This is a genomic window from Pseudomonas cavernicola (assembly GCF_003596405.1).
In the GTDB taxonomy this organism is placed as follows: Bacteria; Pseudomonadota; Gammaproteobacteria; order Pseudomonadales; family Pseudomonadaceae; genus Aquipseudomonas; species Aquipseudomonas cavernicola.
Genome location: NZ_QYUR01000008.1, coordinates 338,022 through 359,488, shown reverse-complemented (window position 1 = coordinate 359,488; position 21,467 = coordinate 338,022). Strand labels below are relative to the sequence as shown.

Genomic DNA, 21,467 nt, shown 5'->3' with positions numbered 1-21,467 from the left:
CCTTATCTCGGCACGCCCCCATCAGGGAGCACTCGTTCGATCTGATAGCGAACCTCCTTTTCGCCGACGCTGTAGGTCAGAGTCGCCTGCTTATGCGTTGCTACCTGCTCGGCGTCGGCTGCGGAGGTATCCGTCTGGGCGAAAGCTTGGCTGAGCATATGGTGGCAGTTCCTATTACCCCCATGCTTGAAATGGTTGTTGTTGGGTCGCCCGAATACTTTAAACGCCACGAGCTACCCGGAACGCCAGCCGATCTGGTACACCACAACTGCCTTAGCTACCGGAATACCACCAGCGGAGCGATATACCACTGGGAGTTCTCATCACCGGAAATTGAGGGGCACACCTTTGTGGTGGAACCGCAAGGCACACTCACCACAAATGACGATGACGGCATGATCCGTGCGGCGCTCCAGGGCTTAGGACTAATCCAGCACATGGACTTCGCCTTGCATTCGCACCTGAACGAAGGCTTGCTGGTGCGCGTATTGCGATCATGGAGCAAGCCGTTTCCGGGCTTTTACCTCTATGTGCCGACACGTGAGCAAATGCCGGCGAAGGTCCGGGCATTGATGGACTTTTTACTGGAGAAGCGAGCACAAGTGGACACCGGACCAAAGGGATAGCGGTTGCGGTCTCGGCCGCTCGATCTGATCAAACACTTCGCACAGTGGGCCTGTGCGGACCATTTGGGAGGAAAAACCCAAAGGAAAAGCCGCGGGCCTTGAATAATCCGAATTCTCAATAATTTAAAACGGTGGATGTGAAGCGCAACAAATGGCCCTGAGATCGTTAGCCATCCGACGTGACGACGCTGAAAATTGTTGCTCTTCGTCTATAAGGCTTTAGCAACAAAACGCCGATTTTTGCTTAGGCAACATGTTAATCCAGGAAAACCATCTAAGAATTTGAAATTCATAAGAAAAATAATAGCAACACTTCCCGGCCCAACCCGTTTTAGGAAGCCTTGGTATTCGCTCAGGAGTATTCCCCGGGCGATTCTGGCTACTGGAAAGGATTCGCCGCAGCTGGGCTGGCAGGCGTCCTCATCCTTCGGATCGCTCCGTCAGACCAGCAACGGCTCCATACCACCGGCAATAGAAATTACCGGAGCAGTCACTCGAGCACCTCAAGCACTGTGAGGTCTGCAATATCTGCGTAGTACGGATCGCTGCCATCGACGTCCTGCAAGAGCAACCCCGTTTCGATGCCATGCTCGATGCTGCCCAGATGGACTGCCAGAACAATAGACACGGTAATCGAAGACTCAGGAGCAAATGGATAGCCGTCCATATTACACGCATGGACGATCTGAGCATTGCGGATGCGTTTACCCATGAGGGCCAAGGGATGAAGCAACGATTTACCACGAATCGAACATGATACCTTTTCAAGTTCAGGCAGCTTTAGCAGCTTTAGCAGCGCCTGGGGAAAAGCACTAAAGCCAGTAACCGCAATGGACGGGATAGAATCTGCATTAGCTATTTCGCTCTCCTTATCAGATCGTTATTGGTAGCCGTCCTGGAGAGCGGCAACTCTCCAAGGCGGCATCTAGCCCACCACTGGGCTGGATTCACTGCAGCACCGCCGCTGCGCTCTGAACCGAGCCGCTTAGCGACGACGCCATACAAAAGAGAGCGGCAACTCCCCTTCCCCGCACCTAGCCTATCAATCAACCCAACCCCTGCGTGGCGCCCATCGACAAGGGGCCCTTTGATGCGGTCAAGGCGCAGCCGGGCTGCTTCGGCACCTTCGCCGGCCTGAAGACCAACGAGTATGCCCAGGTCCTGAATGGCGAGGGTCAGACAATCGGTGGCCTGTATGCCGTGGGTACCGACATGGCCAGCATCATGGGCGGCCACTACCCGGCCGGCGGCATCAACCTCGGGCCGGCTGTGACCTTCGGCTATGTCGCAGCTCGCCATATCGCCGGGGCGACGGCTTACGAATAAGCGCCGGGGTGTCCGGATGCGCCTTCAGCACCCCGGGCACCCGCCTGAACAATACGATGGGAGCTAGCGACCTGAGCGGTTGATTCGTTTACCTATTGCGGTCCCTGTACCACGCGCTCTGTAGGCTGGGTGGAGCGAAACCCAGCGGGGTATGAGGTATGAGCTGGGTTTCGCTTCGCTCTACCCAGCCTACGGTCTACAGAGCGCGCCTACAAAGAATTGAATTGTTGCAGCCAGGCTTCAGCCTAGGGACTCCACACCCAACTCATCCCACACTTCCTCGGCCAGGTGGAAGGTGGCGTTGGCCGCCGGAATGCCGCAGTAGATTGCGCTCTGCATCAGCACTTCCTTGATCTCGTCGCGGGTCACGCCGTTGTTCTTCGCCGCGCGCAGGTGCAGCTTCAGTTCGCCTTCGCGGTTCATGCCGATCAGCATGGCGATGGTGATCAGGCTGCGGGTATGTCGCGGCAGGCCGGGACGGGTCCAGATATCGCCCCAGGCATGCCGGGTGATCATTTCCTGGAATTCGGAATTGAACGGCGTCAGATGCTCCAGGCTGCGATCGACATGAGCATCGCCGAGCACCGCGCGGCGCACCTGCATGCCGGCTTCGTAACGTTCTTTCTCATCCATTTGGATGGCTCCATCGCTGCTAAGCCCTTTCCTTTCAGGAAAAGGGCTCGGGAAAGTAAATCGCTCTGCTATTGCGCAACTGTCTGAGAACAACGCCGCCCCCGACAAACAGTTGCAGTCAGGCGCTCAGGAAATCCAGCACACGCTGGCTGAATACTGCACCGGCTTCAACGTTGGACAGATGCGCCGCATGAAACTCGACCATCTCGGCGCCATGGATGCGCTCGAGCATGAAACGGCCATCCGCCGGGGTAGTCACCGCATCCTGGGCGCCACAAACGACCAGAGTCGGCACTTGGATGGAGGCGATCTGCTCGCGGAAATCCGCATCACGTACCGCCGCGCAATTGGCTGCATAGCCTTGCGGCGAAGTGGCCGCCAGCATCTCGGTGACCACCTTGACTTTGGCCGGTTCGGCCACGGCGAATTCCGCAGTGAACCAGCGCGCGATGGAGGCATCGCGCAGCGCCAGCATGGCCGCAGGACCGTCGCGCAGCACGGTTTCGATCCGTGGGTTCCACACCTCGGGGCCAGCGATCTTCGCCGCGGTGTTACACAGCACCACGCGCTGCAGGCGCTCGGGTGCATTGATCGCCAGCCACTGGCCGATCAGCCCACCCATGGACAGGCCGCAGTAACTGGCACGCGGGATATCCAACGCATCCAGCAGGGCCAGCACATCATGGCCCAGTTGCTCGATGCTGTAAGGCCCCTCGGTCACCAGCGATTTGCCATGGCCACGGGTGTCGTAGCGCAGCACGCGGAAATGCCGGGTAAAAGCCGGGATCTGTTCATCCCACATGCAGAGGTCGGTGCCCAGGGAGTTGGACAGCAGCAGAACCGGCGCAGCGGCCGGACCTTCGAGCAGGTAGTTCAGTTCGCCATCGGCGAGTTGTACGACAGGCACGGGAATCTCCTAATGCGAGAAAGCTTGATGATCGGCCAGAGCACGCTCGACCCAGCGACGCGCCTGGCCAAGGTACTGGGTCGGGTCGAGTAAACGATCCAGCTCGACGGCTGAAAGTTCGGCGGTGACTTGCGGCTCCTCACCGAGCACCAGACGCAGATGGGCGCCCTCCTGCACTGCCCGACGGCAGCATTGTTCGATCAAGTGGTGGGCGGCATCGCGACCGATACGCTGGGCCAGGGCGATGCTCACCGCCTCGGCCAGCACCAGCCCCTGGGTCAGGTCGAGGTTGGCACGCATGCGCTCGACATCTACCTCCAGCCTTGGCACCACCAGTAGTGCCTGCTGCAAGGCACCGGATACCAGGCAACACAGCTCCGGCAGGGTTTCCCATTCGGCATGCCAGAGGCCGAGGCTGCGCTCGTGCTCCTGCGGCATGGCGCTGAACATGATCGACACCAGCCCCGGCGCACGGGTCGCGGCGCCGATCAGTACGGCAGCGCTCACCGGGTTGCGCTTGTGTGGCATGGTCGAGGAACCACCCTTGCCCGGCGCGGCGGGTTCGAACACTTCGCCGGCCTCGGTCTGCATCAGCAGGCTGAGGTCGCGCCCGAGCTTGCCCAGGCTGCCGGCGACCATGCCCAGCAGGCTGGCGAACTCCACCAGACGATCGCGCTGGGTATGCCAAGGCTGCTCAGGCAGGCTCAATTGCAGTTCTTGCGCCAGGGCCTCGGCCACCGGAAAAGCCAGGTCGCCGAGCGCGGCAAGGCTGCCGGAGGCACCGCCGAACTGCAGGCACAGCAGGCGCGGCTTGAGTTCCACGAGGCGCTGACGATGTCGGGTGACAGCCCCGAGCCAGCCAGCAATCTTCATACCGAGGGTCACCGGCGTGGCATGTTGCAGCCAGGTGCGCCCGACGAGGGGGGTGTCGGTGTGGCGCTGGGCCTGTGCGGCCAGGGCATCGGCGAGGCTGGCGAGATCGCTTTCCAGCAGGGCGATGGCCGCACGCAGTTGGAGCACCAAGCCACTGTCCATGGCGTCCTGACTGGTAGCGCCGAGATGCACGAAGCGCTCGGCCTCGACACTGCGCGCGGCAATCAGGCTGCCCAGCGCCTTGACCAGCGGAATGGCGGAGTTACCGGCACTGGTGATGGCGCCTGCCAGCGCCGCAAAGTCATACAGTTCGGCCTTACAGGCGGCTTCGATGGCCGGCACGGCGTTCTGCGGAATCAGTCCCACGCTCGCTTCGGCGCGGGCCAGAGCAGCTTCGAAATCGAGCATGCCCTGCACCCGGCCATGGTCGGAAAAGATCGCGCGCATGGCAGGCTGGGTGAAATAAGCATCGAAGAGTTGGTTGCGTGGCCTGTTCAAGCCAGTGCTCCAGAAATCAAGTAAGTGGGTTCTGTTATAGATGCAGCGTGGCACTTGCGGCCAGCCCTGCTTTTGTATGAACAGGTTTGCAAGAACAGGCTCGTCTGCCGATCGGGTTTCCGAGACCCTGATGATCGCAGACGAGCCTGCTATGCAAAAAATGCTGGCCCAAAGCAGTCTCGTAGGGCGGGTTAGCCAAAGGCGTAACCCGCCAACAGCGCCAACGGTGGGTTACGCCGCTTCGCGACTAACCCAGCCTACGGGTCTAAACGCCGGTCAAACTCGCTCGATGGCCAGCGCCAGGCCCTGACCAACGCCCACGCACATGGTCGCCAGCCCTTTGCGGCCGCCGGTCTTCTCCAGCTGATGCAAGGCGGTCTGAATCAGCCGCGCGCCGCTGGCGCCCAGCGGGTGGCCGAGGGCGATGGCACCGCCGTTGGGGTTGATCTGCGGCGCGTCGTCGGCCAGGCCGAGTTCACGCAGCACCGCCAAGCCTTGGCTGGCGAAGGCTTCGTTCAGTTCGATGGTGTCGAAGTCGCTGATCGCCAGGTTCAAGCGCTCCAGCAGCTTGCGCACTGCCGGTACCGGGCCGATACCCATCACGCGTGGCGCCACGCCGGCGCTGGCCATACCGAGCACCTTCGCGCGCGGAGTCAGGCCGTGCTTCTTCACCGCCTCGGCCGAGGCCAGAATCAGCGCCACCGCGCCATCGTTGACGCCCGAGGCGTTGCCGGCGGTGACGGTCTTGTCCGCACCGTTGACCGGCTTGAGCTTGGCCAGGGTCTCGAGGGTGGTGTCCGGGCGCAGGTGTTCGTCCTGCTCGATCACGGTCTCGCCCTTCTTCTGGGCGATGCGAACCGGCACGATCTCTTCGGCGAAGAAGCCTTGCGCCTGGGCGCGGCCGGCGCGTTGCTGGCTGCGCAGGGCGAAGGCGTCCTGGTCCTCGCGGCTGACCCGATAGTCGTCGGCGACGTTGTCGGCGGTCTGCGGCATCGCATCGACGCCGTACTGGGCCTTCATCAGCGGGTTGATGAAACGCCAGCCAATGGTGGTGTCCTCGATCTTCTGACCGCGCCCAAAGGCGCTGTCGGCCTTGCCCATCACATAAGGCGCGCGGGACATGGACTCGACGCCACCGGCGATGGCCAGCTCCATCTCGCCACTGGCGATGGCGCGGAAGGCGGTGCCGACCGCATCCATGCCCGAGGCGCACAGACGGTTCAGGGTCACGCCCGGGATGCTGTCCGGCAAACCGGCCAGCAGCAGCGCCATGCGCGCCACATTGCGGTTGTCCTCGCCGGCCTGGTTGGCGCAGCCCATGAACACCTCATCGACCTGGCTCCAGTCGACCGACGGGTTACGCTCGATCAGTGCCTTCAGTGGCACCGCCGCCAGGTCGTCGGCACGCACAGTAGCCAGGCCACCGCCGAAGCGGCCGATCGGCGTGCGGATGGCGTCGCAGATAAAGACTTCGCGGCTCATTCTTCACCTCCCAGTTGTCCGTGGGCGGCGGCGGTGCGAGCTTCCAGCGCACGCAGCGCGGTCAGTTCGACCTCGCTGGGTACTTCGCTTACCGCCACGGCTTCGGCAAAGCGGATCTGCCAGCCGGTGGCTTCGATCACCTGCTCGCGGGTCACGCCTGGATGCAGCGCAGTAACGATGAACTCGTTGCTGCCCTCCTCCGGCTCCATGATGCACAGGTCGGTGATGATGCCGACCGGCCCGGCGCCCGGCAGGCCGAGGCGCTTGCGCGAATCGCCGCCCTCGCCATGACCGACCGAGGTGATGAAGGCCAGCTTGTCGACGAAGGTACGGTGCGACTGCTTGAGGATGATCAGCACCTGCTTGGCCGAACCGGCGATCTCCGGAGCACCACCCGCGCCCGGCAGACGCACTTTCGGTTTGTGGTAGTCACCGATCACGGTGGTGTTGATGTTGCCGTACTTGTCGACCTGGGCAGCGCCGAGGAAGCCCATGTCGATGCGCCCGCCTTGCAACCAGTAGCGGAAGATTTCGCCGGTCGGCACCACGGTGTCGGCGGTTTCGGCCAGCTCGCCGTCACCGATGGACAGCGGCAGCACACTCGGTTTGGCGCCAATCGGACCGGATTCGTAGATCAGCACCACGTCCGGCGAAGACGTCAGGCGCGCGAGGTTGGCGGCCTTGGACGGCAGACCGATGCCGACGAAGCAGACCGCGCCATTCTTCAGCCGGCGGGCGGCGGCCACGGTCATCATTTCATTGGTGGAGTAAGTCATTATTTGGCCTCCGCGAGTTTGGATTGGAAGGCGGCGAAATCTGCGGTGCCACGGATGTATTCGTCGATCCAGGCGCTGAAGCTTTCGCGGTCACGGGCAATCGGGTCCCAGGCTTGATAGAAGCGGTTGTCGCGCTCGTAGTAGCCATGGGCGTAAGACGGGTGCGCACCACCCGGGACGTGGCAGACCGCGGTCAGCGCCCAGGTCGGTAAGACGCAGGCGTTCATTGGCGCGTTCAGGTCGTCGACGATTTCTTCCACTGTGACGATGCAGCGCTTGGCCGCCAGGGCCGCTTCCTTCTGCACGCCGAGGATGCCCCAGAGCAGCACGTTGCCTTTGCGGTCGGCCTTCTGCGCGTGGATCACGGTGACGTCCGGGCGTACCGCCGGCACGGCCGCCAGCACTTCGCCGGTGAACGGGCAAGTGACGGACTTGATCAGCGGATTGACCTTCGGCAGATCGGAGCCGGCATAGGCCCGCAGGACCGCAAACGGCAGGCCGGATGCCCCGGCGATGTAAGAATTGGCGAGGTCGGCGTGGCTGTGCTCCTCGATCTCCAGCGCATGCGGCCAGTCCTTCTCGACCGCGTCGCGCAGACGGTGCAGCGAGCCGACACCCGGATTGCCGCCCCAGGAGAAGATCAGTTTCTTGGCGCAACCGGCGCCGATCAGCAAGTCATAGACCAGGTCGGGGGTCATGCGCACCAGGGTCAGGTCTTGCTTGCCCTGACGGATGATCTCGTGGGAGGCGGCAGTCGGAATCAAGTGGGTGAAGCCTTCGAGGGCGACGGTGTCGCCGTCGCTGACGAAACGTTCGACGGCTTCGCGGAGAGTCAGAAGTTCAGCCATGGTGGTTCTCGTGTCGTTATCCAGGGCGCGGTTAATGCGCCGGGTGGAAAAACAGTAGCGCCGTGTTGCAACTCGAACAATCCGATAATCGACTAGTGGTGCGATTATCGAACAATTCTTGACCAGCAAACGATCAAGGAAAGCTCGCCCCTGCGTCACACCAACACCTCGCTACCTCAATTACGCTTACTACAGCGCGCGCGAGCTTGCTGGCGCAGCTGGTCGATCAATTCGCCAGCAACCACCAACAGCCCCAAGGCTCCCGCGCCCGGCCCTCAGAACAGGACCCAGGTGTAGCTGAGGATCAAGCGGTTCTCGTCGATATCGGTGCGGTAGTTGGAGCGCGCGGTAACGTTGCGTATGCGCACCCCGAGGTCCTTCAACGGGCCGCTCTGGATGGCGTAGCCGATATCCAGGTCGCGCTCCCAGTCCTTACCCTCGAAGCCCCGCCCGGTGCTGACGTTGTCGCCGTTGATGTAGCGCACGGTGGTGACCAGACCGGGTATGCCGAGAGCGGCGAAGTTGTAGTCGTGACGCACCTGCCAGGAACGTTCGTCCGGGGCGGCGAACTCGAAGGTTGGCACCTCGTTGCCGAGCGGCGAGATGTTGTCGCCGATGCGTAGGAAACCGTCTCTGCCACTGATGTCCTGATAACCCAGATAGAAGGTGTGGCCGCCATGCGCTGCGGATAGCAGCGAGAAGAACGCGCGGTTGTCCAGGCTGCCGGCCTTGCTCTGGCCATCGTCCTGCGAGTCGTAGAAGCCCAGATTGGCGCCGAGCTTCCAGTCGCCGAACGGTTCGACATGTTTGAGACTGTAGAAACGCTGTTGATAGATGTCCTGCAGCTGCGCCTGCCAGATGCCGACTGTGGTGCGTTTGTCGTTGAAGGTGTAATCCGCCCCCGCGTAGTTGAAGCGATCGGAGGTAATGTTGGCGATGCGCCGCGGGTTGATCGGGTCGTTGATCAGGGCGTACATCTCCTGATCGTTGCTGGAGTCGCGCAGGCTGGTAGAGCGCAACTGGCCGGCATTCAGAGTCAGGCCGTCGATTTCGCTGGAAACCAGGCTGGCCCCTTGGTAGCTCGGCGGCAACAGGCGGATGTCGCTGAAGGTCAGCACCGGCAGGTTGGGTTGCAGCTCGCCGATCTTCAGTTCGGTCTTCGACATCTTGACCTTCAGCGCACCGGCCAGGCGGCTGTACTCGTCGGCGGACTTGCCATCGCCGTGCAGCGGCAGCAAGCCGGTCTTGACCCGGTCGGGACTGCTGTCGAGCTTGATACCCAGAGTGCCGATGGCATCGATTCCGAGGCCGACCGGCCCGTCGGTATAGCCGGACTTGACGTTGAGGATGAAGCCCTGGGCCCACTCCTCGGCCTTGGACTGCTTGTTCGGCCCGACAATGTCGGAAAAGTCACGACTGAAGTAGTAATTGCGCGCTTGCAGGGTGGCAGTCGAATCCTTGATGAAACTGCCTTCAGCCGCAGTAGCCAGCCCGGAAAAACCAGCGGCCACGCCAGCCGATACCATCACACAGGTAATGCTCACATTGTTTTTCATGCTGTCGCTCTTGTTTTTATTGGGACAAAGCGATCCCCTTCCGCATGGCCCGGTTTTGAAAACCGTGCAGCTGCAGCAAACACTCAAGGGGGGATCTATTGATTAGCGCCGGTATGCAGATCGCTCCAAACCTGCAAACACTCTTCGACAGGGGGTTCAGCCCTCGCCTGCCGCGTACCACAGATTCAACGTTTCGTTTCACCTCCAGAAACCCAGCTGGGTTCATCGTTCATTGCCGGCTCTGGCGAACCTGGTTCGAGGGTTGGCATTCACTTAGTTGTCCGCGGGCCAGGCTGGCATGGCGTCTGGCGGCGCAGTCTGTGCTGTAGGTTTCGCGACTCCGTTGAGGGTCAGCAGCAGGTGCGCGGCGAGGCCGAAGATCAGCCCCCAGAAAGCCGCCGACAGACCCAGGAAAGACATACCCGAAGCGGTGACCAGGAACGTGATCAGTGCAGCCTCACGGTCTTCCGGCACCGCCATGGAACCGGCCAGCGCGCCGGCAATCGCGGCGAACAATGCCAACCCGGCCAGTGCGGCAATCAGCTCCTTGGGGAAGGCACTGAAGACCGACACCAGCGTTGCACCGAAGATGCCCAGCAGCAGGTAGAACAACCCGCCGACCACACCGGCCACATAACGCTTGCTCTTGTCCTCATGGGACTCCCGCCCGGTGCAGATGGCTGCGGTGATCGCCGCCAGATTGAGGCCATGGCAGCCGAATGGCGCCAACAACAGCGTGCCCAGCGCGCTGCTGGTAATGATCGGGCTGGCCGGCGTCTGGTAGCCCGCGTTGCGCAGCACGGCGATGCCCGGCACGAACTGGCCGGTGAGCGCCACCATCACCAGCGGCAAGGCGATGTTCAAGGTCGCGTGCCAGCTGAACTCGGGGCTGATGAACACCGGCGTTGCGAAACCGACTACCAGTGCATCGCTGTGCAGCTCACCGGCCAACGCCGCAATCAGGCAGCCCACCACCAATACCGCCAGCACTGCGTAGCGCGGCAGCATGCGCTTGCACAGCAGGTAAGTGGCGAACATCGCCAGCACCATGAACGGCTTGTCCTTGATCGACACGAACAACTGGGTACCGAAGCTGAACAGAATGCCCGCCAGCATCGCCGCGGAAATCGCGGCCGGCAGTTTGCTGATGATCTTGTCGAAGGCGCCGGAAAAGCCGACCACCAGGATGATCAAACTGGAAATGATGTAGGCGCCAATCGCCTCGTTGAGGCTGATCGACGGCAATAGCGCCACCAGCAAGGCCGAGCCGGGGGCCGACCAGGCGATGATCACCGGGACCTTGAAGCGCATGCTCAGGACGATGCCCAGCACCCCGCTGCCGATGGAAATGGCCCAGACCCAGGAGGACAACACGTCATGGGGAAGATTGGCCGTTTTAGCCGCCTGAAAGATGATGACCAACGGACCGGCATAGGAAATGACCGTTGCAATGAATCCCGCAACCGCCGCCGATAACGAAAAGTCTCTTAGCAATTCTTTCATCGGGCCTCGCGAAGCTCGAACGGCACTCCTCGGGCCACGCCCGGAAACGCTCTTTTAGTCAATTTGTTGAACCGCGGACTTGCCCGGCACAGGCAAGTCCGCGGTTCAGCTCAGGCTTACTGCAGGGCGCGCGGCCGCTTGCTGCGCGCTTGCTCGACCGGAGCCGGAGCAGTTTGCAGCTGGAAGTCGAAGTCCAGCTCGGCGAAACGCCCTTCGATACCGCGGGCACGGGCGGCGGCAGCGTCTTCGACGAAGTGGATATCGCCGACCAGGCCATCACGGGTGGCGTAGGCGAAGTCGTCCCACAGGTACTGATCACCCGCCAGGTTGATCTGGGTGGTCAGGTGGCGGTAGCCCGGGGCCGAGATGAAGAAGTGGATGTGCGCCGGACGCTGGCCGTGACGACCGAGCTGATTGAGCACTTCCTGGGTCGGGCCATCCGGCGAGCAACCGTAGCCGGACGGCACGATGCTGCGCGCACGGTAGCGGCCTTCGGCGTCGGTGATGATCCGGCGGCGCAGGTTGTACTCGGACTGGCTCTGGTCGAAGTAGGAGTAGTTGCCCAGGGTGTTGGCGTGCCACAGGTCGACGGTGGCACCGGCCAGCGGCTTGCCCTGCGGGTCGAACACCTGGCCCTGGAGGAACATCACAGTGGCGACGCCCTCCTCGCTGCCGTCATCCAGGCGCGCTTCGCCCTGGCAGATCGGTGCGCCGGCCACGTACAGCGGGCCTTCGATGGTGCGCGGGGTGCCACCGGTGAGATCGGCCTGTTCGTCCTTGGCGTCCTGCAGCAGGTCGAGGAAGTGCTCGATGCCAAGGCCGGCGACCAGCAGGCCGGCTTCGTTGCGACCGCCGAGACGGTTGAGGTAGTCCACTGCCTTCCAGAATTCTTCGTCGCTGATTTCCAGGTCTTCGATGATCTTCGCGCTGTCGTTGAGGATGCGCAGGATGATCTGCTTCAGGCGCGGGCTGCCGTTGTCGTTGCCGAAGCCGCTGGCTTCTTCGAAGAACTTCTGGATCTCGGCAGTCTGGGAAATCTTCACGGTCATGATGGTTACCTCGAATTGTTGTTATCGCTGGTGAGTCGCGGGCATCGCCGGCTCAGCGGTCATCGGCATGGATCGACGACGGGTGCCGGCACAGGCCGTCGATCTCGATGTCCATGTAGGGGAACAGCGGCAGCTGCAGCAGGGTGTCGTGCAGCGCCTCGACGCTCGGCAGGTCGAACACGCTGTAGTTGGCGTAGTGCCCAGCGATGCGCCACAGATGGCGCCAGGTGCCTTCGCTTTGCAGGCGTTGGGCCAGGGCCTTCTCATCGGCCTTGAGTTGGGCGGCCTGCTCGGGGTTCATGTCGAGCGGGATTTTCACGGTCATCTTTACGTGGAACAGCATCGGCTTTTGCTCCTGTGCTGAGGGTTACTTGCGGCGAAAGAACGCCAAGCGCTCTTCGTCGATGGCCAGGCCAAGGCCCGGCAGTATCGGGACTTCCAGCTGAAAGTCGCGGTACACCAGCGGCGTGGTAACGATGTCTTCGGTCAGCAGCAGCGGGCCGAACAGTTCGGTGTCCCAGGTCAGCTTGTTCAAGGTGACGAAGGCGTGCGCCGACGCCAGGGTGCCGACGCTGCCCTCGAGCATGGTGCCGCCGTACAGGCCGATTCCGGCCGCTTCGGCGATCGCAGCGGTACGCAGCACGGCGCGCGGGCCGCCGTTCTTGGCGATCTTCAGGGCGAACACCGAGGCCGCGCCATCGGCCGCCAGGCTGAAGGCATCCTCTACGCATTCGATCGATTCGTCGGCCATGATCGGCGCCGGGCTGCGCTGGTTCAGGCGCACCTGACCACTGCGGTTGTGGCGTGAAATCGGCTGTTCGATCAGGTCGATACCGTTGTCGCCGAGCACTTGGCAGGCGCGGATGGCGACTGCTTCGTCCCAGTACTGGTTGACGTCGACGCGCACGCTGGCGCGATCGCCGAGAGCCTTCTTGATCGCGACCACGTGGGCCAAATCCTGGCTCACTTCATTGGCGCCGATCTTCAGTTTGAAGATGCGATGGCGGCGGATGTCGAGCATGTGTTCGGCTTCGGCGATGTCCTTGGCGGTATCGCCGCTGGCCAAGGTCCAGGCCACTTCCAGGCTGTCACGCACACGGCCGCCGAGCAGTTCGCTGACCGGCAGGCCGAGGCGTTTGCCTTGAGCGTCCAGCAGCGCGCTCTCGACACCGGACTTGGCGAAGGTGTTGCCCTTGATGACCTTGTCCAGGCGCAGCATGGCGGCGTTGATGTTGCTGGCGTCCTGGCCGATCAGCAGCGGCGCGAAGTGGCAATCGAGGTTGGTCTTGATGCTGTCCGGGCTTTCATTGCCGTAGGACAGGCCGCCGATGGTGGTGGCCTCGCCAATGCCTTCGATACCGTCGGCGCAACGAATGCGGATGATTACCAGGGTCTGGTTCTGCATGGTGTGCATCGCCAGCTTGTGCGGGCGGATGGTCGGCAGATCGACGATGATCGCCGAGAGGCTTTCGATCAGGACTTGGCTCATTTCAATCTTCCAGTTTTAGGTATCGGACTCAGGCCTTGGCCGCCAGCAGCGGCGCGGACGCCGGCTGGCTGCGCCGCTCGCTGAGGCTGTACACCAGCATCGCCAGGGCGGCGACGGCGCCGGGCACGGCGAAGGCCATGAAGTTGAGTTGCAGCGGCAGGTTGATGCCGAGCAGCGCGCCGCCGAGCAGCGGGCCGACGATGGCGCCGTTGCGGCCGATGCCCGAGGCCCAGCCGAGGCCGGTGGAGCGGATGGACAGGCCGTAGAGCTGCGCAGCACCGGCGTACAACAGGATCTGCGTGCCGATGGTGGTGGCGCCGGCGACGAAGATCAGCAGGTAGAGCAGCGGCGTCGGACTGTTGAAGCCGAGCAGGCTGATCGACACGGCGGCGGTGACGAAGAATGCCGCCACCACACGCGGCAGGTTGAAGCGGTCGCCCAGCCAGCCGCCGAAGATGGCGCCGAACATGCCGCCGAAGTTCAGCGCGAGCAGGAACGACAGGCTCGAACCCAGGCTGTAGCCGGCGTTGGCCATCAGCTTCGGCAGCCAGGAACTCAGCGCGTAGACCATCAGCAGGCAGCAGAAGAACGCCACCCAGATCGACAGGGTCCGCACCGCGCGGCCGTCGCGGAACAGCTCCAGCACGGCCACGCCCTTGCCCTTGGTGTCGCTCATTTCCAGCACGTCGTCGGCCTGCAGTGCACGGCTGTCATCGACGCGGTTGAGGATGGCGCGCGCCTGCGCGGTACGCCCCTGGCGCAGCAGGAAGCCGACCGACTCGGGCAGGAACCAGAGGATCAGCGGCAACAGCAGCAGCGGCACCGCGGCGGCGAAGAACATCGCCTCCCAGCCGAAGCGCGGCAGCATGTAGATGCCCACACCGGCGGACAGCATGCCGCCCAGCGAGTAGCCGCTGAACATGATGGCGACCAGGGTGCTGCGCAGTTTCTTCGGCGCGTACTCGTTCATCAGCGCCACCGCGTTGGGCATCAGGCCGCCGCAGCCGAGGCCAGCGAGAAAGCGGCAGATGCCGAACTCGGTGGGATTGCTGGCGAAGCCGTTGACGATGGTGGCACTGCTGAACAGCGCGAAGCAGATGGCGATGCCCTTCTTGCGGCCGATCTTGTCGGCCAGGCTGCCAAACGCCAGGGCACCGAACATCATGCCGAACAGCGCGTAGCTGCCGAGGGCGCCGGCCTGCAGCGGGGTCATGCCCCACTCCTTCATCAGCACCGGCAGGACCACGCCGTAGATGAACAAGTCGTAGCCGTCGAAGATCAGCAGCAGCGCGCACCAGCACATCACCATCCAGTGGAAGCGGCTAAAGCGCGCGTTGTCGATTACCTCATGTACGTCGATTTTTCGCATGGCATCTGTCTCTCTTTTGTTTTTGTTGTCTAGAAACCGCGTAAGCGGGCCGATCAACCCAGATCGCCACCGCCGACTGGCAGAGTCATACCGGTGATATACGAAGCCTCATCCGAGGCCAGGAACAGAATCGCCCCGACCTGCTCGTCGATGCTGCCGTAGCGTTTCATCAGCGTGCTGTCGAGGGTCTGATCGACGATCTGCTGATACCAGACCTTTTCCTCTTCACTCTGCTCGGCCGCGTTACGTGGAATCCGCCGTGGCGGCGCTTCGGTGCCGCCTGGCGCGGTGGCGTTGACGCGGATGCCGCGCTGCGCGTTCTCGAACGCCAGGCAGGCGGTCAGCGCATTCACGCCACCCTTGGCCGCGCCGTAGGGCACACGGTTGAGGCTGCGGGTGGCGATCGAGGAGACGTTGACGATGGCGCCACTGCCCTGCTCGAGCATGTACGGCAGCGCCGCATGGCAGCACCACAGGGTGGGGAACAGCGAGCGGCGCACTTCGGCTTCGATCTCGTGCTCCTGGTAATGCTCGAACGGCTTGGCCCAGATGGTGCCGCCGACGTTATTGATCAGGATGTCCAGGCGCCCGAAGCGCTCTCGGGCCGCCGCCATCACCCGCGAGCAATCGCCATACTGTTCGAGGTCGGCGGTCAGGGTCAGCACGTCGCTGACGCCGTTCAGTTCTTCGGCCAGTTCGTGGACCAGTTCGGAACGGTCGACCAGCACCAAACGCCCGCCCTCGGCGGCCATCCGCTCAGCGACACGGCGACCGATACCTTGGGCCGCTCCGGTAACCACCGCGACCTTGTTATGAAATCTCTTGTTCATGGCAATGATCCGTTCAATGGGATCCCGCGAACGGGTCCAAGGCTATCTCGTGGTCCAGCTTCGCCCCCTCTCCCGCTTGCGGGAGAGGGCTGGGGAGAGGGCAGCTTTTGCGTTGGCTGCTACACTCTCTCCCCCAGCCCCTCTCCCATGAATGGGAGAGGGGAACTGAGGCTCAGGCGACGCTGGCGGCGAATTTCTCGTAGTAGAAGTTCGCCGGCTGAATGCCCTTCTCTCGGATGAACTGGCTGACCGCCTCGACCATCGGCGGCGGGCCGCACAGGTAGATGTCGACTTCGCCATCGTTGAGGTGCGCAGGCGAAATGTGCTGAGTCACATAGCCCTTCTGCGGATAGCTGCTGTCCGGGTTGGCCACACAGGCGCTGTAGGTGAAGTTGGGAATACACGCGGCCAGGGCCTCGATACGCTCCATTTCCACCAGGTCGAAATCGTTAGTGACCCCGTAGATCAGGTGCAACGGGTGCTCGCTGCCCTGCTCGGCAATCTTCTCGAGCATCGCGGTGAACGGCGCCAGGCCGGTGCCGCCGGCCAGCAGTAGCAACGGACGCTTGATCTCACGCAGGTAGAAGCTGCCCAACGGGCCGGCCAGGTTCATGCTGTCGCCAGCCTTGGCCAGGCTGGTGAGGAAACTGCTCATCAGCCCACCCGGCACGTTGCGGATCAGGAAGCTGACCTCGCCATCGCGCTGCAACGAGCTGAACGAATAGGCACGGCTCTGCTCGCTGCCCGGCACCTGCAGGTTGACGTACTGGCCCGGCAAGAAGGCCAGCTTGGTCAGTGCCTCGCCCTTGATTGACAACGCGATGGTGCTGTCGGACAGCTGACGCACGTTGCTGATCGCCGCTTCGAAACTGGCCTGCGCGGTTTTGCAGACTTGCGACGAGGCCGGCACGCTGATCACGCAGTCGCTCTGGGCGCGCATCTGGCAGGTCAGGACGAAACCTTGCGCGGCTTCCTCTTCGCTCAGGGCGTCATCGATATAGTCCTGGCCCAAGTCGTACTGACCGGCTTCGGCGCGGCACTTGCAGGTGCCGCAGGCGCCATCACGGCAGTCCAGCGGAATGTTGATCCCCTGACGATAGGCCGCATCGGCAACTGTCTCGTTGGGGGTGGCGTCGATGAACCGGGTCACCCCGTCTTCGAAGTTGAATGCGATTTTATGGCTCATGTTGGCGCGCCCCTCAGAGGTGATACACGTCGATGACTTGGCGTACGTAGTCGTTCTTCAACACAACCTTCTTGGCCTTGATCAGCGGGCTGTCGCCGCGCACATCGAGGGTGTAGAAGCTGGTGCCGAAGTAGCTGTCCACGGTCTTGTAGCGGAAGCTCAGGGTGTGCCAGTTGAAGCGCAGCGTGCACACGCCATCGGCCTGCTGGAGGAGCTCGATGTTGCTGATGTTGTGCGAGGTACGGGTGTCCGGAATGCTCGCGCTGGAGCGCTCGGTCTTGATGCGGAACACGCGGTCTTCCAAGCCACCGCGGCTGCCGTACCAGATCAGCGAGATTTCGGTCTGCGGGTCCTCGGTCAGCTCGTCATTATCGTCCCAGGACGGCATCCAGAAGGTCGCATCCGCGGCGTACAACTCCAACCAGCTGTCCCAGTCCTTGTCATCCAGGTAACGCGCTTCGCGGTAGAGGAAGTCGCGCACGGCTTCGTAGGAAATGCTCATTACGCACCCTCCACGTGAATCAGTTGCTCTTGCTCTTTTTTCAGCGCCGCGATCATGGTCTGCTGCCAGTACTGGTGCTGCAGCACGAACAGACCCTCATCTTCGGTGCGCACACCGCTGAGCTTGGGTTTGAGGTCAATTTCTTGCGCGGCTTCATCGGCGCCTTCCACCCAGTGCTCGGCACCGCGGGACATATCGTTCCAACCGGCGTGACTGCCCTGATAGCCCTGCTGGCAGGAGCGGAACTCTTCCAGGTCATCGGGGGTAGCCATGCCGCTAACGTTGAAGAAGTCTTCGTACTGACGGATGCGGCTGGCGCGTGCCTCGGCGCTCTCGCCCTTGGGTGCGATGCAGTAGATGGTGATTTCGGTTTTGTCGATCGAGATCGGCCGGGCAATACGGATTTGCGAGCTGAACTGGTCCATCAGGTACACGTTCGGGTACAGGCAGAGGTTGCGCGAGTTGCCAATCATCCAATCGGCACGCGCCGGACCGTAATCGCTCACCAATTCATCACGGCGCTCGTACAGCGGACGGTCTTGCGGGTTGTCCCAGCGGGTCCAGAGCAGCAGGTGGCCTTGCTCGAAGGAGTAGAAACCACCGCCCTTCTTGCCCCAGCCACCAGCGCTCATGGTGCGCACTTCTTCGCCGGCTTCGCGCTGCTTGCGCTGGTTCTGGGTGGCGGCGTAGTTCCAGTGCACGGAGCTGACGTGGTAGCCGTCGGCGCCATTCTCGGCGGTCAGTTTCCAGTTGCCTTCGTAGATGTAGCTGGATGAGCCACGCAGCACTTCCAGCCCATCCGGCGACTGGTCAACGATCATGTCGATGATCTTCGCCGACTCACCCAAGTGCTCGACCAATGGTTTGACGTCGGCGTTCAAGCTGCCGAACAGGAAGCCACGATAGGACTCGAAACGCGCGACCTTGGTCAGGTCGTGGGAGCCTTCGCAGTTGAAGCTATCCGGGTAGCCGGCATCGGCCGGATCTTTGACCTTGAGCAGCTTGCCGGAGTTATTGAAGGTCCAGCCGTGGAACGGGCAGGTATAAGAGGACTTGTTGCCGCTCTTGTGGCGGCAGAGCATCGCACCGCGGTGACTGCAGGCGTTGATGAACGCGTTGAGTACGCCGTCTTTGTTGCGCGCGATGAAGATCGGCCGGCGCCCCATAACGGTGGTGATGTAGTCGTTCTTGTTGGGGATCTGGCTCTCGTGGGCGAGATACAGCCAGTTACCCTCGAAGATGTGTTTCATCTCGAGATCGAACAGCCGGGGATCGGTGAACATCTCACGCTTACAGCGGTAGATGCCCTTCTCCTTGTCTTCTTCAAGCAGGGAATTAATAAAGTCGAATCCCAGGGACATGGCCAGGGCCTCCATTGTTTTTGTACTGACAGGCCAAGACTAGGGACGCAGGAGGGCGCGCAATATCCGCTTTGCGCAGACATCTATCCGTTTTGTGCAGTGGCTGTTGTTACTGGGTCCCCGCCTGCGCGGGGATTACGGATGGGTATATGGCGGGATATCGAGGGGATGGCGCGGATTTACCTGATTACGTCTTCCCCGCGAACGCGGGGATCAAGCGATCAGACCCTGTGCTTGAGGGTGTCCGAAGGCAGCTCGCCGAAGGCGATCTTGTAGCTTTCGGAAAAACGTCCGAGGTGCAGGAAGCCGTAATCCAGCGCGATCTCGGTGACATTGCGCACGCTACAGCTCGGGTCGCTCAGGCAAGCATTGATCTGTTCCAGCTTTTTGCGCCGGATGTAGCTCTTCGGCGTACTGCCGGCATACCGCTCGAACAAGGCATACAGCGAGCGCAGGCTGATATGCGCCTGGCTGGCCAGCTGCTCGACGCAGATGTCCTGCTTCAGATTGCTGTCGATGTAATGGGCAATCCGCTCGAACGAAGCCGCCTGCGCACACAGCTCCTCGCGGCTGACGTTGGTCTTGAGCAGGGTCAACAATTTGCTGGCGATGATCTGCGTGTAGTGCTCACTGATCCTTGGCAGGATCAGATCGGACTCCGCCTCCTGGCAAACCAGGCCGAGCAAGCCGACAAAGCCTTCGAGTTCCTGCAGACGGTAGCGGTTCTGGGTGAAACGCACGCCTTCGCTTGGCTTCAACCAGCGTTGCTCGTTGCAGGTGGCTTCGAGCAGCGACACGGGTAGCTTGAGGATGAATTTTTCGCAATCGTCCGAGTAGGTCAGGTCGACTGGATCATCCGGATTGATCAGCAACAGCTCACCGGGAGCGAGGAATTTTTCCTGCTCGCGGCCCTTCCACAGGCAGTGCCCCTTCAACAGGATCTGCAGATGGAAGATGTTCTCCAAGGCCGGGGAAGTGACGCGCACGCTGCCGCCATAGCTGATCTGGCAGAGATCCAGGCTGGCGAACTTGCGGTGGCTGAGGCTAGCCAGCGGATGGCCGACAGCGGGCAGACGAATGCAATGGTTGCCCACATGCTGATTGACGTAGCCAGACACCTCGTAGGGGTCGCCACGCTCAAACACCATACTGCGTTCACTCAGCAGGGGACTATTCATACGCAAGACACTCTTGATGTCATTTTCAACTCGCGCGGCTCAAGCATCCAGGCCAAGCCTTATGGCTAATCTACCGGATTCCCTACCACAGATTGTCAGACAACTGACCGGCGGGCGGGCCCACCCTGCCCTGCCGGTCAGGCTCTGAGGTTACATCCTGGTAGTGCTGCATCTGCGCATGAATGTGGCCATCTGGTATCGAATGGAGGTGCGCTTGCGCGCTGGAAGCAGAAGTTAGTCACGGCCACATCTCATTGTTTTTATCAGGACGCGCTCCAGATGGAGCGCTGCAACCTGCACGGTAAGATGTGCTGCCCACTCTCACAATTCGGTTATCAGCCCAGTAGCCGATAATCGAACGGTATTACCAGCAAGTGACTGCTGCCTTCTAAGGGAACAATCGCGCACTCAGTTCCTTGCTGGCCTCCAGCAACGCCGGCAGAAAGCGCGACTCCAACTCCTTGCGGGTAACTCGACCGGCATGAGTGCCTACGTTGAGGGCCGCCAGCACCTGCCCGGCTGAATCCCTGACCGGCACCGCCACCGAACGCAGGCCGACCTCCAGCTCCTGATCGATCACCACCCAACCCTGGCTTCGGATCTCCTCGATGCTCGCCCGCAATGCTTCGGGGGTGTGCACGGTGCGCGAGGTCTTCACTTGCAGATCGGCATGGCTGAGGTAGTCGCTCAGTGCCGCGTCATCCAGTGCGGCGAGCAGAATCCGTCCCATGGAGGTGCAGTAGGCCGGCAGGCGGCTGCCGACACTCAGATCGACCGAGATCAACCGTTGCGGCGTCGCCGAGCGGGCGATGTAGAGAATCTCGTCGCCTTCCAGGGTCGCCATCGAACAGGCTTCGTGCAGTTGCTCGCTGAGGCGGTCGAGGATCGGCTGGGCGGTGACCGCCAGCGGGGTCGAGGACACATAGGCGTGGCCAAGGGTCAGTACCTTGGGCAGCAGCGAGTAGGTGCGCCCGTCGGTGGTGACGTAGCCCAGCTTCATCAAGGTATACAAGCAGCGGCGCACGGCAGCGCGGGGGATCTCGGTGCGGTGGCTGATCTGCGCGATGGTCAGGTGGCGCTTGCGTTCCTGGAACGCATGGATAACGACGAGGCCCCTGGCCAGGGATGTCATGAAGTTCGGATCACCCGCGAAAGCCTCGATGCGCTTGGCCGGCGAGGCAATAATCGGAGGCGCTAGTGGTGGCGGGCTTGCGCGCTGTTCGTCGCTCATTGTTCTTGTCCTTGCAGGCATTGGAGTTGAGGTTCCGACCGATTATCGAACCATAGTTCGATAATCGCAATTGACCATAACGCCCGAGGCTCCTAACTTAGCGCAGCCGTCCGGCGCCCCGCTTAAGTCACTGGTCAGGTTGTACCTGGTGGCGCCCGGCTCGGCTTCGCTCATAAGGTGAAGTCGCACTCCCCCACGTCAGGTGCCAGACTCCCGGCGTGCCATAAGCACGTTTGGGACTGGT

At 62.0% G+C, this 21,467-nt stretch carries 20 protein-coding genes and 1 pseudogene; 2 read left to right on the top strand and 19 right to left on the bottom strand.

What is annotated here, in order from left to right:
• Positions 1–92 precede the first annotated feature (92 nt).
• Complete coding sequence (locus D3879_RS23615) at positions 93–626, top strand: LysR substrate-binding domain-containing protein (RefSeq protein ID WP_119956647.1); 534 nt, start codon at positions 93–95, stop codon at positions 624–626.
• 490 nt (positions 627–1,116) lie between these two features.
• On the opposite strand, the gene D3879_RS26405 is transcribed toward D3879_RS23615, so the two are convergent.
• Positions 1,117–1,359, bottom strand: coding sequence for a hypothetical protein (locus tag D3879_RS26405; protein ID WP_147411222.1), 243 nt, complete (start codon positions 1,357–1,359; stop codon positions 1,117–1,119).
• A 305-nt stretch (positions 1,360–1,664) separates the two neighbouring features.
• Between D3879_RS26405 and D3879_RS23610 the strand changes: the two are divergent.
• Positions 1,665–1,952, top strand: a pseudogene (locus D3879_RS23610) (FAD-binding protein); the annotation flags it as partial.
• Between the two features lie 240 nt (positions 1,953–2,192).
• Here D3879_RS23610 and pcaC read toward each other — a convergent pair.
• The 18 genes from pcaC to D3879_RS23520 form a co-directional block, all read right to left on the bottom strand.
• Entirely contained in the window at positions 2,193–2,585 is a 393-nt protein-coding gene (gene pcaC, locus D3879_RS23605; RefSeq protein WP_119956646.1) for a 4-carboxymuconolactone decarboxylase, read from the bottom strand.
• 118 nt (positions 2,586–2,703) lie between these two features.
• Positions 2,704–3,492, bottom strand: coding sequence for a 3-oxoadipate enol-lactonase (pcaD, locus tag D3879_RS23600; RefSeq protein ID WP_119956645.1), 789 nt, complete (start codon positions 3,490–3,492; stop codon positions 2,704–2,706).
• Between the two features lie 9 nt (positions 3,493–3,501).
• Positions 3,502–4,863: a 3-carboxy-cis,cis-muconate cycloisomerase gene (locus tag D3879_RS23595; protein ID WP_119956644.1), complete on the bottom strand. Its 1,362-nt coding sequence runs from the start codon at positions 4,861–4,863 to the stop codon at positions 3,502–3,504.
• A 276-nt stretch (positions 4,864–5,139) separates the two neighbouring features.
• Positions 5,140–6,345 (bottom strand): 3-oxoadipyl-CoA thiolase, encoded by a 1,206-nt coding sequence (pcaF, locus tag D3879_RS23590; protein WP_119956643.1) that lies wholly within the window; start codon positions 6,343–6,345, stop codon positions 5,140–5,142.
• Positions 6,342–7,124: a CoA-transferase subunit beta gene (locus D3879_RS23585; protein ID WP_119956642.1), complete on the bottom strand. Its 783-nt coding sequence runs from the start codon at positions 7,122–7,124 to the stop codon at positions 6,342–6,344. Before D3879_RS23585 ends, pcaF begins: the two co-directional genes overlap by 4 nt.
• Entirely contained in the window at positions 7,121–7,969 is an 849-nt protein-coding gene (locus D3879_RS23580; RefSeq protein WP_119956641.1) for a CoA transferase subunit A, read from the bottom strand. Before D3879_RS23580 ends, D3879_RS23585 begins: the two co-directional genes overlap by 4 nt.
• A 275-nt stretch (positions 7,970–8,244) precedes the next feature.
• Entirely contained in the window at positions 8,245–9,525 is a 1,281-nt protein-coding gene (locus tag D3879_RS23575; RefSeq protein WP_119956640.1) for an OprD family porin, read from the bottom strand.
• Positions 9,526–9,798: 273 nt separating this feature from the next.
• Complete coding sequence (locus D3879_RS23570) at positions 9,799–11,028, bottom strand: benzoate/H(+) symporter BenE family transporter (protein WP_119956639.1); 1,230 nt, start codon at positions 11,026–11,028, stop codon at positions 9,799–9,801.
• A 116-nt stretch (positions 11,029–11,144) separates the two neighbouring features.
• The gene (gene catA / locus D3879_RS23565; RefSeq protein ID WP_119956638.1) at positions 11,145–12,077 is read right to left on the bottom strand and encodes a catechol 1,2-dioxygenase; all 933 of its coding nucleotides are present in this window, start codon (positions 12,075–12,077) and stop codon (positions 11,145–11,147) included.
• A gap of 52 nt (positions 12,078–12,129) precedes the next feature.
• Positions 12,130–12,420 (bottom strand): muconolactone Delta-isomerase, encoded by a 291-nt coding sequence (gene catC, locus D3879_RS23560; RefSeq protein ID WP_119956637.1) that lies wholly within the window; start codon positions 12,418–12,420, stop codon positions 12,130–12,132.
• A 24-nt stretch (positions 12,421–12,444) separates the two neighbouring features.
• Positions 12,445–13,566 (bottom strand): muconate cycloisomerase family protein, encoded by a 1,122-nt coding sequence (locus tag D3879_RS23555; RefSeq protein ID WP_119956636.1) that lies wholly within the window; start codon positions 13,564–13,566, stop codon positions 12,445–12,447.
• A 28-nt stretch (positions 13,567–13,594) separates the two neighbouring features.
• Complete coding sequence (locus tag D3879_RS23550; protein WP_119956635.1) at positions 13,595–14,935, bottom strand: MFS transporter; 1,341 nt, start codon at positions 14,933–14,935, stop codon at positions 13,595–13,597.
• Between the two features lie 53 nt (positions 14,936–14,988).
• Positions 14,989–15,765: a 1,6-dihydroxycyclohexa-2,4-diene-1-carboxylate dehydrogenase gene (locus D3879_RS23545; RefSeq protein WP_119956634.1), complete on the bottom strand. Its 777-nt coding sequence runs from the start codon at positions 15,763–15,765 to the stop codon at positions 14,989–14,991.
• Between the two features lie 172 nt (positions 15,766–15,937).
• On the bottom strand, positions 15,938–16,951 hold the full coding sequence (gene benC, locus D3879_RS23540) for a benzoate 1,2-dioxygenase electron transfer component BenC (RefSeq protein ID WP_119956633.1): 1,014 nt from the start codon (positions 16,949–16,951) through the stop codon (positions 15,938–15,940).
• Positions 16,952–16,964: 13 nt separating this feature from the next.
• The gene (gene benB, locus D3879_RS23535; RefSeq protein WP_119956632.1) at positions 16,965–17,453 is read right to left on the bottom strand and encodes a benzoate 1,2-dioxygenase small subunit; all 489 of its coding nucleotides are present in this window, start codon (positions 17,451–17,453) and stop codon (positions 16,965–16,967) included.
• The gene (gene benA, locus D3879_RS23530; RefSeq protein ID WP_119956631.1) at positions 17,453–18,814 is read right to left on the bottom strand and encodes a benzoate 1,2-dioxygenase large subunit; all 1,362 of its coding nucleotides are present in this window, start codon (positions 18,812–18,814) and stop codon (positions 17,453–17,455) included. Before benA ends, benB begins: the two co-directional genes overlap by 1 nt.
• Before the next feature lie 221 nt (positions 18,815–19,035).
• Positions 19,036–19,992, bottom strand: coding sequence for an AraC family transcriptional regulator (locus tag D3879_RS23525; RefSeq protein WP_119956630.1), 957 nt, complete (start codon positions 19,990–19,992; stop codon positions 19,036–19,038).
• Between the two features lie 388 nt (positions 19,993–20,380).
• Complete coding sequence (locus D3879_RS23520) at positions 20,381–21,223, bottom strand: IclR family transcriptional regulator domain-containing protein (RefSeq protein WP_119956629.1); 843 nt, start codon at positions 21,221–21,223, stop codon at positions 20,381–20,383.
• Between the last annotated feature and the right edge of the window lie 244 nt (positions 21,224–21,467).